Here is a 13,000-nt window from a genome sequence, read left to right as displayed (position 1 = left end):
ATCCGCCAGGTATCAATCAAGGGGGGCGTAGGCGCCTAGCGCCCGCGCGGCAAACTCGGGCACACTGGACCCCGCATCTCTCAGGCCCGCGCTAGGTCGGCTCCTCCGTGGAGCGATCGCGCGGCGTTCGACTACAAGCGGGACGCGCTAATGGATGAGCTCGGGTTTGACTTTGAAGACGCAGTCGCCTGGTTTCCGCATGAGCAGGATCAGCCCTACGTCTTGGTTCGGGTCAGCGACCAGAACGTGGCGGAGTTGGCAGCAGCCATGGGCGTGCCTCTGCGGCGCTGCTACATCACCGATGCAGCCATCGAGCAGGCCGTGCAACAGCACGGGGTGACACGTGCCGATGTCGTACGCTCGGTGCTGCCGGACGCCGGCTCTACGATGTCTGGGGATTTCGGGGAGGTATTGGGCTACTTCTATCAAGCCGCGCGGGAACTGCCTGCCACCGCGATCGGCCCGAAAAAGTGGCGCCTCAAGCAGGACCGTACCAAGCCCGCCCCGAAGTCGGACGTCGTCCATTTCGTGATGCCGAACCGGCCGCATGCCAGCGAAGCCGATGTCATCCTGTGTTCCGAGGTCAAGGCGAAGGCTACCAACGGGGCCTCGCAGCCGATCGCGAATGCGATTGCTGACTGCAAGAAGGACCGAATCAGTCGCTTGGCCAATACCCTGGTCTGGCTTCGGGATCGGGCCGTGACCACTAACTTGGGTGATGTGGACATTCCTTTGCTCAATCGTTTCATCGACGCAGTCGATAGCCCGGCCGCATCCAAGCGTTTTCGCGCGGTAGCGGTGATCAGTAACGCGCTCCTCGACGATGAGCTGGTATCGGCGCCGACCGAGGCGGATTCGGAGTACACGTTGGTAGTGATCGGCGTGCCAAATCTGCATGCAACCTATACGGCTGTGTACGCTGCGGCTATCGAGTCGGTGGCCTGATCGTGCGCGCGTCGCTGCAACGCTGGATCAACGATGCCGACACCGCCCGGCACCTTCGTCACTTCCAGTTCGCACAGCTGCCGATCGATCTGTCTCGAATCGACAATCGGCTCGATGACTATTACATCTCACTGGTCGGTGAGCTGTTCAGCAATTTGCGCGCGCCCGACGTGTCCAACGCGGACTGGGCGCAGCTCGGCAATGCGTTCTTGCAGTTCTCGATCGAGACCACCCAAGAGCAGCTGCGAGATCGAGGCATCTCAAAAGAGGATGCCGCATTGTTTGCTTCGGCGGCTTTCTACTTTGGCGACTTTCCCGCGTCGGCGTGTCTTGCCATGCGGCAGTCCAGTCGCCCCGAGGATGCAGGCAGCCTACGGGCGGCGTGCTTTGACTTCTTGGCGCGACCGGCGACCTTGGAGTCTGAGCTCGCCCGGGCCATCCAAGCCGAGCTCAAGGAAGGAGCGATCGGCCAGTTCGCAGCCCGGGTCGCGGCGGCGGAAGCCCAGGCCAGTGCGGCGCTCGAGGACGGCCCGGAAGCGTGGATCGTCGCGCGGTTGCTGAGTCGACTGCTGGCTCGATTTCGCAACACCAACCTACGGGCTGTACTGCCGAATGGCAGCCACCCATTTTGGACGCCGCTGGTCCACTCCCTGGCGGATCGGCAACCGTCGACGTGGGAGTTTTTCCCCTCACAGATCCAGGCCATCCAGGGTGGGCTGCTGGCGAACAACGACAGCTATGCCATGCAGATGCCGACCGGGGCCGGCAAGACCACATTGTGCGAGACCTTGCTCTATTGGCACCTTCATTCCCGTCCCGGCGACGCCGCCATCCTCTTGGTGCCCTTCCGTTCGTTGGCTTCAGAGCTGCGCGGCACGCTGGTGCGGCGGCTAAACCAGATGGGCTTGCCGGCGCGATGTGCGTATGGCGGCACGGTCCCGACAGGTGACGAAGTCCACGGCTTGGAACAACTCCGAGCAATGGTGGCGACCCCGGAATCTCTCTCAGGCATTCTTAGCGCCGATCCCGCTTTCGCGCGGCGGATCTCGCTAGTGATCTGCGACGAGGGCCATCTGCTCGATGGCGGTGGCCGCGGTATTGGGTTGGAACTGCTGCTCGCGCGCATGAAGTCGCGCGCGGAGCACCCGCCGCGCTTCGTGTTCGTGTCGGCGATCGTGCCGAATATCGAAGAGATTAATGCCTGGTTGGGCGGCAACGAAAGCACAGTCATCCGTAGCACATATCGGCCGGCTGTAGCCGAATACGCGCTCTTGCAGCCGGATGGAAAGGGCGCAGGCATTGCGGTGCGCTTGGAAATGCACCCGCACGAAGCGCAAGAGCGGCAGTTCACTATCACGAACTTTCTCAATCGCGAAAGCTTCACGTTTAACAACCCTCACACCAATCGACTGAACACTTATGCGTTCGGGTCGGTCAAGACGCAGGCCGTCGCAGCGGCACGCAAGGTCCTGCCAATGGGCACCACAGCAATCTTTGCGGCTAACAAGCGCGGAAATCAGGGCGCCGTGGGGCTGGCCGAAGAGCTGGTCGAGCAACTGGCGCGACCGCTTCCGTTACCTGCGCCTCTCGCGTACGCCAACCAGGACACCTTGCAGCGCTGCATTGCCTACCTCGAGGGTGAGTACGGAAACGCCTGGATAGGTGCCCAGGTGGTCCGACATGGTGCGGTTTTGCATCACGGCGACATCCCACAGGAAACCCGCGAGGTCCTTGAAGGCTTAATTCGGGATGCCACGGTTCGCTTGGTGATCTGTACGAGCACCCTCGCCGAAGGCGTCAACCTCCCGATCCGGAGCCTGGTGCTCTACTCGGTGCAGCGCCAGAGCCGCACCGGCCAACCCGATCCCATGCTCGCGCGCGACATCAAGAATCTCGTCGGTCGTGCCGGGCGCGCCGGCGCGAATACGAAGGGTTTGGTGATCTGTGCCAATCCGCGGCAATGGCATCTCGTGCGCCGGGTAGCCGATCAGGTTGCCGGTGAGCCGGTGCGAGGCTCGCTTCGCGGCCTCATCGAGCGCCTAGGTATCGTCTTGGCGCAACAGGGAATCGCGCTGAACAATGAGCTATTGGAACAAGTCGAAGCCGTACATCCGGTGACCGATGGCGTCGACTCCACGTTGATTGATCTGATCTCCGAGGAGGTTGGCGAGGAGGCGTTCGTTGCACGCGCCCGCGAGCTCGCGGAACAAACCTTTGCCGCGCAGCAGCTTCCCCAAGGGCAAGCGGATTTGCTCCGCAACGTGTTTGAGTTGCGGGCCCGGCGCCTCATCGGGCTGCGGCCTACGGGGCAACTGGCCTGGGTGAGGGATACCGGCGCTAAGGTGCGCCTTCTTACCTCAGTGGAACGCGACCTGCTGCCAGCACGAGCGAACTGGCAGGCTGCCGTCGACCCGCTAGATGACGACTTGCGCACGGTGATTCTGGAGTGGGCTTGGACGCACGCCGACCTTCGTGAAGCGGTCGTGCAGACCTTCCGCCCAGAGGGGGATGATTCTGCGCTTGCCAAGCCGACCTTCTTCGAAGTCGTCCGACGTTGGATGGCGGGAGCATCCTTTCTCGAAATCTCCGAGCAGCTACAGGTGGACATGGACAAGCTGTTGGCAGTCCATACCCGAGTGATCAACTTCGCTCTGCAGACCCTGGTCGAACAAGGTATCAGCCTGATCACGCGACGCCTGCGTGCCGATGGCCTCGAAATCGCCGCGGGTGTGAGCACCTTTACCGAGCAGCTACGCTTCGGGGCGCCGAACCTACCAGCGCGGGTGTTGGCGGCGGGCGGTGTTCGCCATCGCAAGGCGTATGTGGCCCTGGGTACGGCGATTGTCCAGCTGGGCGCAGTACCCGATGTCGCCACGATCCGGACGCAGGCGCGCGAAGCCCTGCGGCAGCATGTCGATGGCTGGCGGGCTTACCTCGGTGAACTTGTTTACGCCAACACCCTGCAGGACCTCTCCTGATTCCCACTAACGCGCGCGAGGGGTTCTACCCCGATAGCACGGACGGTTGTGAAAGAGCTTGGAACTTCCGATCGCGCCTGGCGACCCGTCGGCGTGGCTATCGGCCCACTTGGTCTTTTGCTTGGCGAACCATTCGCGAGCTACGACCTCGAAGGAGTTGGCGGCTGCAGCATCTCCTGCAGCCTTGACCGCCTTGCGATGTTCACCAAAGTCGATGCCTGCGGCCAGCAGCTTGCGTGCGGCGTCGCGCCGCTCTCGGGCATCGGCCAGGCTGGTGTCGGGGCGACGTCCCCCCACCTTTGAGTAGCACGGCGATTTGGAGTCCAATCCCCAAGCAGAAGGAGATTGGACGTGAAGAAGCGCTTTTCCGAAGAACAGATCATCGGTTTCCTGCGTGAAGGCGAAGCCGGCATGCCGGTGAAGGAGCTGTGCCGCCGGCATGGCTTCAGCGAAGCCTCCTACTACCTGTGGCGCAGCAAGTTCGGCGGTATGAGCGTGCCGGACGCCAAGCGCCTGAAGGAGCTGGAGGCGGAGAACACCCGGCTGAAGAAGCTGCTGGCCGAGCAGGTGTTCGAGAACGACGTGATCAAGGATGCCCTGCGAAAAAAGTGGTGACCGCACCGGCGCGCAGGATGCTGGTGCGGCACTTGGTGGATCGGGGACTCAGTGAGCGACGGGCGCTGGCAGCGATGCGGATGAGTGCCAGTGCGTTGCGCTATGTCCCACGTCCCGATCGCAACGTCGAGCTGCGCGAGCGGATCCTGGCGCTGGCGCAGCGCCACAGGCGCTATGGCGTCGGGATGATCTACTTGAAGCTGCGGCAGGAGCAGTGGCCGGTGAATTAGAAGCGCGTGGAACGGTTGTACCAGGAGGCCCGGCTGCAGGTACGCCGGCGCAAGCGCAAGAAGGTGCCGCTGGGCGAACGCCAGCCGTTGCTGCGGCCGGAGGCGGCCAACCAGGTCTGGTCGATGGACTTCGTGTTCGATCGCACCGCCGAGGGTCGTTTGCTGAAGGCGCTGACCATCGTCGACGATGCCACCCATGAGGCCGTGGCGATCGAAGTGGAACGGGCCATCTCTGGCCACGGCGTGGTACGGGTCTTGGAGCGGTTGTCGCTGACCCGCGGCCTGCCGGCGGTGATCCGGACTGACAACGGCAAGGAGTTCTGCGGCAGGGCGATGGTGGAATGGGCCCATGAGCGTGGCGTCCAGCTGCGCCTGATCCAACCGGGCAAGCCGAACCAGAACGCCTACATCGAGAGCTTCAACGGGCGCCTGCGTGACGAATGCCTCAACGAGCATTGGTTCCCGACGCTGCTGCACGCTCGCACCGAGATCGAGACCTGGCGGCGGGAGTACAACGAGGAGCGACCGAAGAAGGTCTTGGGCGGCCTGACCCCGACCGAATATGCCGAACAGTTGGCGGCCAAAGCCGCTACGATGAACCACGGACTCTAGAGAGCCCCGCTACTGAAGGCGGGGGGACGTCGGGGGTAGGTGCCGAAGGAGAGGCGCTTCTCCTTGCCTCCGAAGCGGTACTTCCAGCGCCACCACTTGCCGCCGGCGGGCGAAATTTCCAGGTAGAGGCCGCCCCCATCGAAGAGGCGCTGGGTCTTGTCGATGGGCTTTGCTTTGCGGATTGCGGTATCGGTAAGGGCCATGGGAAGAGTCCTGCCCCGTCTGGGGGCAACTAGAGGGTGGATACCTCGGTTGCCCCCAAATTTGCCCCCACCTGACCATACGTTCGGCTGGATTTTTCCGAACTGCAATGGACACAAAAAAGGCCGGAAGCCATGAAATTCAATGACTTGCCGGCCTTCGTTGTACCGTACTGGACGGTAACTTGGTGGAGCGGAGGAGGATCGAACTCCCGACCTTCGCATTGCGAACGCGACGCTCTCCCAGCTGAGCTACCGCCCCACGAAGGCGGGGATTGTAGCGGGCGCGGGGGCGTACGCCAAGTCCCCGGCGGCGGCGCCGTTGATCCTGTCCCGCGCCTTGGACAGACGTCGCCCGTCCCGATGCCGCCTGCTTCAGCAGTCGCTCGCCTCGCGAACCACGCTGCCGTCGCGCAGGTCGACGCGGATCTGGAGGCCCGGCTGCGCGTAGAGCATCACCGCCTGGCCGTCGTAGGAGAGTCGCGACGGGCGGCAACGCCACAGGATCGACGAGACGCTGTGCGGGGTTTCCGCGAGGGCCTCTTCGCCGACGATGGTCGCCAGGTCCAGGTGAACGCGCGGCTCGCCGTCGGGCGGGTAGACCACCAGGACCTCGCCCGAGCCCATGGCGCCGTAATTGTCGATGGCGACGAGGGTGCCGTCGTCGTCCAGCAGGATTTCCAGCGGGAGCACGGGGTTGCGCAGGGCGATATTGCGGATCCGCACGTAGCCGTCGTCCGCGGCCGAGTACCGGAAGACCTGCGCCTGGGCGGCCTGGCCGTGCCGCTCGCCGGGCAGGATGCGCGCGACGAGGTTGCCGTCTTCGCTGGCGACGGCGCTCGGACGTGGCGGTGCCCAGCTGTCGGCGCGCGCGATCGGCAGCACGAGCGCGAGGCCCGCCAGGACCGCGGCGATCCGTGGCGCGAGGTCGCGGTGCGTCATGGCGTCGCTCCCGTGTCGGTGCGCGCGAGGATGCGCGCCAAGCGGCCGGGTTCGAAGCAGGTGACGCACGCGGTTTCGACCGCGTGGGGCAGGGCGAGGGTGAGGACGGCGCCGTTGGCGGCGAGGATGGCGTCCTGGCGATCGGCCGGGATGCGGGGGAGCCAGAGGGTGTCGGGCATGGGGTTGCGGGCCTGAACGAGGAAGATGCCGTGGCGTTCGAAATCGGTCGCGATGGCGATGAAAGCGTCGGTGCGCATCTGCAGGTCGTACTCGAGCTGTCGCACCTCGCCCTGGAAGCCGCGACCGCCCCGGTCCAGCGGGACGGTGGCGGTGAACCAGCGCAGCGCCGGTTCCGGGCGATGGCCGAGGATCCAGACATGCGGGATGTCGGGCTCCAGGAAGCGCAGCAACGATCCCATCGTCGCGCCCTCCACGAACAGGCGCTCGTGGCCGCCCGTGTCCGTTTCGATCTGCATCGTGCCCCTCGCGTGTCCCCTGGAAGGAGCGTAGGCAAGCGGCGGGGGCGCGGCAAGCACTCGCGAGCACGATGTCGTCGCCGGCGGGGCTATGCTGTCCCAGGGGCGTGGAGTCGAACGGGGGCGAGATGCATTGCAGGCAGTGCGGCGCGGTCATGCGCCTGGGCGCGGACGCCCCCGGCGTGTTCCTGGGCGCGACGCTCGCGCTCGTCGCGATCGCCGGGCTTGCGTGGTGGGCCGGGTTCGCGGGGGCGGCGCTGTTCGCTTTTGCTGCCGCGGTGGTCGCGGCGCTGGCCTGCTTCGTGAATGTCGGCGACCACCGCTCCAGGGGCAATCCGCGCGGGCCCGACGGCATTGCGATGCCCGGCCGGCGCTGCACGGCATGCGGGGCGATCACGCCGATCCGCCCCTGGTCGTTGTGAGGCGCGGCTAGCGGCCGGGTTCGGCGAGCAGCGGGGCCAGGCTGGGCTCGAGCGCTTCGCGGCGCCAGCCGGCCAGCGCATCGGGCCAGGTGCCATGGTCGAGCAGGGCTTCCAGCCAGCGACGCGACGCCAGCACGCCGTCGGGCAGGCCGAGTTCGGCGCTGCGCGCGGCGACCGCGTTCTGCAGCTTCTTGAGCCGGTTGCGGTCGCGGCGTTCGCCGATGCTGGCGTCGGGCAGTTCGGCCTCGTCGTCCAGCGGGGTGTCCAGGGCGTCCCAGATGGCGGCGGCGAGCTTGCGCGGCGCCTTGGGATGGGCGTCGAGCTCGCGCTGCAGGCCGGCCAGGTCGATGGGCGGGTTGCGGGCCAGGGTGACGGCCAGTTCGTTGTCGAGCACCCAGCTCTTGGGCCGGTCGCTGCGCCGGGCCTGGGCCTCGCGCCAACGCAGCAGGCGGACCAGGCGACGCTGTGCCTCCACATCGAGGAACTGCGCGCTGCGCATGCCCAGGTGCGGCCAGCGGTCGAGGCCGTCGCCGGCGGCTTGGGCGATCGTCCGGGTGGCGTCCTCGACCAGCCACTCGCGGCGGCCCAGGGCGTCGAGCTGGCCCTCGAGCACGTCATGGATCTCGAACAGGTGGCGCACGTCGTCGGCGGCGTATTCCAGTTGCGACGCCGACAGGGGGCGGCGCAGCCAGTCCGACCGGGTCTCGCCCTTGGCCAAGGCGATGCCGGTCACCTGCTCGACCAGCTTCTGGTAGCCCAGGCCATGGCCGATGCCGGCCAGGGCGGCGGCGAGCTGGGTGTCGAACAGCGGTGCAGGCACGGCGTCGCAGGCATGGCGGAAGGCGACCAGGTCCTCGCTCGGGCTGTGCATCACCTTGAGGATGGCCGCGTCGGCCAGGATCGGCGCCAGGGCCTCGCAGATGCCGGGGGCGAGCGGATCGACCAGCAGGATCTCCAGCGCGTCCCCGCGCTCGATCGCGATCTGCACCAGCGCCAGCTGGGGCCAGTAGGTGCGTTCGCGGATGAATTCGGTGTCCAGGCCGATGCGGGCGGGACGGGGCGAGAAGTGCGCCTGGAGGGCGGCGGGGTCGGTGATCAGTTCAGGCACGAGGTATGGGGCGATGCGGCGGAAGTTGCTGATGCAGGCGACAATAGCCTACTTTCTGCGGGTACGAGAACGACCGGGGTCCATCCGGACATGCCGGCACAGGCCGGCGCCCGCACCCAGCCGGCGTGCCGACACGACGCGCCGCCAATCCCGCGTGGAGGATGTTTGCGCAGACCGCGCCCCACATTGCCGTTCGTCCGTCGTTGCCTGCCGGGCCTGATGGCCATCGCGCTGCTGGCCCTGTCGGCCTGTGGCCGGGAGGCGGCGTCGCCCGGCGACGGCAAGGGCGGTGACGCGGCCTCCCCGGCGCCCGCGCACGCGCCGGTGGTCACGGTCAGCGCCGACCAGGCGGTGTCGCCGGTCGATCCGTGGAAGGCGCCGGCGGTCGAGATCGGCGACGACGGCGTCGAGGACGCCCGTGCGAAGGCGGATGCCGCGCTGGCGTCGGGCAATCTGTACCGCGATGCCGACAGCGCCATCCCGCTGTACCTTGCGTTGCGGGCGCGGGCACCCGACGACACCGGGGTCGCCAAGGCCCTGGACGCGTCCGTCGAGGCCCTGGTCGGACAGGGCGACGCGGCGCTCGCGGCGATCGATGGCGAGCCGCTCAAGCTGCGCGAGGCGCACGAGGTGGGCATGGTGGCGCGTTCGGTGGCCCCCGAGGCCCCGGCGGTGGTGGCCTACCTGGACCGCCTGGACGTCATGGATCGCGCGCAGCAGGCCAACCGGCTCGGCGAGACGGCGCTCGCCGACGGCCGGATCGGCGAGGAAGGCGAGGGCGGCGCACTGGCCAAGTTCCACGAGGCCCTCGAATTGCACCCCGACGACGTGCGCGCGCGGCAAGGCCTGGCGGCCGCCGAGAGCGCGCTCATCCGGCGCGCCGAGCAGGCGGCTGAATCGAACGACTACGCCGGCGCCGCCGGCTGGTTGGCCAAGGCCGCGCGGGTACGCCCCGAACAGGCACTGGGCACCATCGAACATGCGCGCGGGCGCATCGACGCGCTGCGCGCCGCCCGGGTCGGCGACCTGCGCGACCGCGGCGTCGCGGCGTTGTCGCGCGAGGACGGCCTGGACGAGGCCCGCGAGCACCTGGCCGAACTGCTGCGGATCGCGCCCAAGGGCGACCCGGCGGCCGTCGAGTTGCGCGAACGCATCGAGCTGGCCACCCACTACGGCCTGTTCCGGCCGGGCCAGGTGTTCACCGACGCGATGAAGAACGGCGGGCGCGGGCCCCAGATGGTCGTCATTCCCCACGGTGCGTTCACGATGGGCGCGCCGGAAGGCGAAGCCGGCGCCACCGATGCCGAACGACCCACCCGGAACATCCGCTTCGAGCGCGGGCTGGCGGTCGGGCGCACCGAGGTCAGCGTCGCCGAGTTCAGGCGGTTCATGGAGGCGTCCGCGCACTTCGAGGCCCGCGCCTCGCGTCGCGGCTATTCCACGGCCTACGACGAGCGCAGCGGCAACCTGGTCCGGCGCAGTGGAGTCGGCCCGCAGTCGGACTACACCGGGCAGCCGGCGGACGACGCCCTGCCGGTGATCCACGTCAGCGCATCGGACGCCGATGCCTATGCGCGCTGGCTGACCGAACAGACCGGCCACACCTACCGCCTGGCCAGCGAGGCGGAGTTCGAGTACGCGTTGCGCGCCGGCGGCACCGGCCCGTATCCCTGGGGCACCGGCACGCCGCCGGCGGGATCGGGCAACTACACCGGCGGTCGCGACGCCTCGCCCAGCGGCCGTCGCTGGCGCAATGCCTTCAAGGGCTATGCCGACCAGGCCTGGGGACCGGCCCCGGTGGGGCGCTACGCGGCCAATGCATTCGGGCTTCACGACATGGCTGGCAATGTCAGCGAATGGGTCGCCGACTGCTGGCACGACAATTACCGCCGCGCGCCGCGCGACGGGCACGCATGGGTGAACCCGGGCTGCCGCAACCGCGTCGTGCGCGGCGGTGCCTGGGCCAGTTCGCCCGAGCAGACGCGCTCGGCGTGGCGCCTGTCGGTGCAGAAGGACACCACGAACGCGCGGGTGGGGTTCCGCGTGGTAAGGGAAATCTGAAGGGCCGGCATCCCCGCTGCCGCAGCCGTCACGACACGAGGAAGGTGGCATGAGAGTCGACCCCAGATCGCAGGCCCGCGGCCAGGCCACGGGCCGGCGGCGCGGTGGCGGGTTCCGCTGGTGGATCCTGTTGCTGTTCGCGGGCTATGCGGCATGGCAATGGTTCGGGAGCGCCGAGGTGGACCCGTATACCGGCGAAACGGCGCATTACGGCGCCAGCGCCGACGAGGAGGTGCAACTGGGCGTGCAGGCCTTCCAGGAGGTCCTGGGCGACGCACGGGCGCAAGGCGCACTGGTGCCGGCCGATGCCCAGGTCAGCCAGCAGGTGCGCGCCATCGCGCAACGCCTGGTGAGCCGGGTGCCGCAGGTGGCCACCGACCTGGCCGCGGCCAACAACCAGCAGGTGCCGACCTCGTACCAGGACTTCAAGTGGGACGTCGCGGTGATCCAGTCCGACGAGGCCAACGCCTTCTGCCTGCCCGGCGGCAAGATGGCGGTCTACACCGGCCTGGTGCCGGTGGCGCAGAACGAGAACGCGATGGCGGTGGTGATGGGCCACGAGATCGCGCATGCGCTGTTGCGCCACGGCTCGCAGCGCATGGCGCAGCAGAAGCTGGTGCAGATGGGCCAGGTCGCCGCCGGCATGGCCGTGGGCGGCATGGACCCGCAACAGCAGCAGGCGGTGATGGCGGCGCTGGGCGCGGGTGCGCAGTACGGGCTGATCCTGCCCTATGGCCGGGCCCACGAGACCCAGGCCGACGAGGTCGGGCTGATGCTGGCCGCGGCCGCCTGCTTCGATCCGCGCGAGGCAGTCCCGCTCTGGCAACGTATGGGGCAGTTGGGCGCCGGTCAGCGCCCGCCCGAGTTCGCGTCCACGCACCCGGATCCGGACAATCGCATCGCCGCGCTGCAGGCGTTGATGCCGCAGGCGGAGGCGTTCAGGGCGAAATACTGCCAGGGCGACGGCGCGCGCTGACGCCCCATGCGGGAAGGGCGCCGATCGGCGCCCTTCGAAGCTCTGCGTGCCGACGGGTGGCGCGGGACGCGCCGGTCGCGCTCAGCGCGAGCCGCGCTTGCCCTCGGGCTTGCCCGGCGGCGAGGTCGGGGTCTGGCCGACGCTGCCGGACAGGTTCTGCTGGAATTCCTTCCAGATCGCCAGGTTGCGTTCGGTCAGCTGGTTCATCATCGCCCAGGGCGTCTGGCCCATCATGCCGCCCATCTGCTTGCGGAACTGCTGCTGCTGGTCCAGGAAGACCTGCATGGACTTCTCCAGGTAGCTGCCCATGAAGCCCTGCAGCGAGTCGCCGTAGAAGCGGATGATCTGGCTCAGCAACTGGGTGGAGAGCACCGGTTCGCCGTCCTGTTCCTGCTCGGCGATGATCTGCAGCAGGACCTGGCGGGTGAGGTCGTCGCCACTGCGGGCGTCGCGGACCTCGAAGGACTCGCCGTCGACGATCAGCTGGCGCACGTCTTCGATCGTGATGTAGCTGGAGATCTCCGTGTCGTAGAGGCGGCGGTTCGGGTACTTCTTGATGACACGGATTGCGGCCATGAAACGTGAACTCGGGTTCGTGGTGCCCTGCAGCATGGCGCAGCGCCTCGGGGCTTGCAACTGTCCGGTGTCGCGGCCGGCAGCGGATGCGTGCCGGCCGCGCACCCGGCGGGGCTACCAGCCCATGTGGTGGCCGCCGTTGATGTCGAGGTTGGATCCGGTGATCCACGCGGCCTGGTCGTCGACCAGGAAGCCGACCGCATAGGCGATCTCGTCCGGCTCGCCCAGGCGGCCGGTGGGGATGTCCGCCGCGATCTTGGCGCGCACTTCCTCGGGCACTGCCATCACCATGTCGGTGGCGACGTAGCCCGGCGAAACCGTGTTCACCGTGATGCCCAGTCGCGCGTTCTCGCGGGCCAGCGAAATGGTGAAGCCGTGCATGCCGGCCTTCGCCGCGGCGTAGTTGGCCTGGCCGTACTGGCCCTTGAGGCCGTTGATCGAACTGATCTGGATGATCCGGCCCCACTTGCGGCCGCGCATGCCCTCGATCACCGGCCGGGTCACGTTGTAGACCGAATTGAGGTTGGTGCAGATCACGTCGTTCCACTGGTCGACGGCCATCTTGTGGAAGGTCGTGTCGCGGGTGATGCCGGCGTTGTTGACGAGGATCTCGATCGGACCGAGCTGCGACTCGATGTCGCGGACCATGGCCTCGGCCTGTTCGGCGGAGGTCACGTCGCCCTTGGCCATCGCGACGTCGATGCCCTCGGCCTTCATCTTTTCCTGCCAGGCCTTGCCCTTGGCGTCGTCGCGGTAGTTGGTGGCCACGCGGTGCCCCATCCCCGCCAGCCGCTTGATGATCGAGGTGCCGATGCCGCCGGTGCCACCGGTGACGAGTGCAACGCGAGACTGCATGTGA

The 13,000-nt window shown here is 67.6% G+C and carries 12 protein-coding genes, 1 tRNA gene and 1 pseudogene; 6 read left to right on the top strand and 8 right to left on the bottom strand.

The window, feature by feature from the left end:
• Positions 1-150: 150 nt before the first annotated feature.
• Positions 151-945 carry a Hachiman antiphage defense system protein HamA gene (locus H4F98_RS08375; RefSeq protein ID WP_182686665.1) on the top strand — a complete coding sequence of 265 codons (795 nt, stop codon included), beginning with the start codon at positions 151-153 and terminating at the stop codon, positions 943-945.
• A gap of 2 nt (positions 946-947) precedes the next feature.
• Positions 948-3,923, top strand: a complete 2,976-nt coding sequence (locus H4F98_RS08370) for a DEAD/DEAH box helicase (RefSeq protein WP_182686663.1) — start codon at positions 948-950, stop codon at positions 3,921-3,923.
• A 6-nt stretch (positions 3,924-3,929) separates the two neighbouring features.
• Here the strand turns inward: H4F98_RS08370 and H4F98_RS17035 are convergent, their stop codons facing one another.
• Entirely contained in the window at positions 3,930-4,364 is a 435-nt protein-coding gene (locus tag H4F98_RS17035) for an integrase arm-type DNA-binding domain-containing protein (RefSeq protein ID WP_425487583.1), read from the bottom strand.
• Between H4F98_RS17035 and H4F98_RS08360 the strand changes: the two are divergent.
• Positions 4,335-5,380 (top strand): annotated as a pseudogene (locus H4F98_RS08360) (IS3 family transposase). The gene H4F98_RS17035 and the pseudogene H4F98_RS08360 sit on opposite strands and share 30 nt — an antisense overlap.
• Here the strand turns inward: H4F98_RS08360 and H4F98_RS08355 are convergent.
• The 4 genes from H4F98_RS08355 to H4F98_RS08340 form a co-directional block, all read right to left on the bottom strand.
• Positions 5,377-5,583, bottom strand: coding sequence for an Arm DNA-binding domain-containing protein (locus H4F98_RS08355; RefSeq protein WP_220479135.1), 207 nt, complete (start codon positions 5,581-5,583; stop codon positions 5,377-5,379). The pseudogene H4F98_RS08360 and the gene H4F98_RS08355 overlap by 4 nt on opposite strands.
• Before the next feature lie 183 nt (positions 5,584-5,766).
• Positions 5,767-5,842, bottom strand: a tRNA-Ala gene (locus tag H4F98_RS08350).
• 113 nt (positions 5,843-5,955) lie between these two features.
• A complete protein-coding gene (locus H4F98_RS08345) occupies positions 5,956-6,522 on the bottom strand; it encodes a hypothetical protein (RefSeq protein ID WP_182686661.1) in 567 nt (188 codons plus the stop codon).
• Positions 6,519-6,998, bottom strand: coding sequence for a hypothetical protein (locus tag H4F98_RS08340; protein ID WP_182686659.1), 480 nt, complete (start codon positions 6,996-6,998; stop codon positions 6,519-6,521). The genes H4F98_RS08345 and H4F98_RS08340 overlap by 4 nt, the downstream gene beginning before the upstream one ends.
• Before the next feature lie 155 nt (positions 6,999-7,153).
• Here H4F98_RS08340 and H4F98_RS08335 point away from each other — a divergent pair, with 155 nt between their 5' ends.
• Positions 7,154-7,420, top strand: coding sequence for a hypothetical protein (locus tag H4F98_RS08335; RefSeq protein ID WP_182686657.1), 267 nt, complete (start codon positions 7,154-7,156; stop codon positions 7,418-7,420).
• A gap of 7 nt (positions 7,421-7,427) precedes the next feature.
• Here H4F98_RS08335 and rnd read toward each other — a convergent pair whose 3' ends face one another.
• Entirely contained in the window at positions 7,428-8,528 is a 1,101-nt protein-coding gene (gene rnd, locus H4F98_RS08330; RefSeq protein WP_182686655.1) for a ribonuclease D, read from the bottom strand.
• A gap of 219 nt (positions 8,529-8,747) precedes the next feature.
• Here rnd and H4F98_RS08325 point away from each other — a divergent pair, with 219 nt between their 5' ends.
• On the top strand, positions 8,748-10,589 hold the full coding sequence (locus tag H4F98_RS08325; RefSeq protein WP_182686721.1) for an SUMF1/EgtB/PvdO family nonheme iron enzyme: 1,842 nt from the start codon (positions 8,748-8,750) through the stop codon (positions 10,587-10,589).
• 49 nt (positions 10,590-10,638) lie between these two features.
• A complete protein-coding gene (locus tag H4F98_RS08320; protein WP_182686653.1) occupies positions 10,639-11,565 on the top strand; it encodes a M48 family metallopeptidase in 927 nt (308 codons plus the stop codon).
• Positions 11,566-11,646: 81 nt separating this feature from the next.
• Here H4F98_RS08320 and phaR read toward each other — a convergent pair whose 3' ends face one another.
• Positions 11,647-12,141, bottom strand: a complete 495-nt coding sequence (gene phaR, locus H4F98_RS08315; protein ID WP_141517396.1) for a polyhydroxyalkanoate synthesis repressor PhaR — start codon at positions 12,139-12,141, stop codon at positions 11,647-11,649.
• A gap of 114 nt (positions 12,142-12,255) precedes the next feature.
• Positions 12,256-12,996, bottom strand: coding sequence for an acetoacetyl-CoA reductase (phbB, locus tag H4F98_RS08310; protein ID WP_182686649.1), 741 nt, complete (start codon positions 12,994-12,996; stop codon positions 12,256-12,258).
• Between the last annotated feature and the right edge of the window lie 4 nt (positions 12,997-13,000).

Origin of the sequence: Marilutibacter spongiae, from assembly GCF_014145325.1 — a bacterium.
GTDB classification, from domain to species: domain Bacteria; phylum Pseudomonadota; class Gammaproteobacteria; order Xanthomonadales; family Xanthomonadaceae; genus Marilutibacter; species Marilutibacter spongiae.
This window is presented reverse-complemented; position numbering and strand designations above follow the sequence as displayed.

Excerpts from the sequence above, each read along its gene's own strand:
- H4F98_RS08375 (WP_182686665.1), top strand. The coding sequence starts at position 151 with ATGGATGAGCTCGGGTTTGACTTTGAAGACGCAGTCGCCTGGTTTCCG.
- H4F98_RS17035 (WP_425487583.1), bottom strand. The coding sequence starts at position 4,364 with ATGCCGGCGGCACAGCTCCTTCACCGGCATGCCGGCTTCGCCTTCACG.
- H4F98_RS08355 (WP_220479135.1), bottom strand. The coding sequence starts at position 5,583 with ATGGCCCTTACCGATACCGCAATCCGCAAAGCAAAGCCCATCGACAAG.
- H4F98_RS08345 (WP_182686661.1), bottom strand. The coding sequence starts at position 6,522 with ATGACGCACCGCGACCTCGCGCCACGGATCGCCGCGGTCCTGGCGGGC.
- H4F98_RS08340 (WP_182686659.1), bottom strand. The coding sequence starts at position 6,998 with ATGCAGATCGAAACGGACACGGGCGGCCACGAGCGCCTGTTCGTGGAG.
- H4F98_RS08335 (WP_182686657.1), top strand. The coding sequence starts at position 7,154 with ATGCGCCTGGGCGCGGACGCCCCCGGCGTGTTCCTGGGCGCGACGCTC.
- H4F98_RS08325 (WP_182686721.1), top strand. The coding sequence starts at position 8,748 with ATGGCCATCGCGCTGCTGGCCCTGTCGGCCTGTGGCCGGGAGGCGGCG.
- H4F98_RS08320 (WP_182686653.1), top strand. The coding sequence starts at position 10,639 with ATGAGAGTCGACCCCAGATCGCAGGCCCGCGGCCAGGCCACGGGCCGG.
- phaR (WP_141517396.1), bottom strand. The coding sequence starts at position 12,141 with ATGGCCGCAATCCGTGTCATCAAGAAGTACCCGAACCGCCGCCTCTAC.
- phbB (WP_182686649.1), bottom strand. The coding sequence starts at position 12,996 with ATGCAGTCTCGCGTTGCACTCGTCACCGGTGGCACCGGCGGCATCGGC.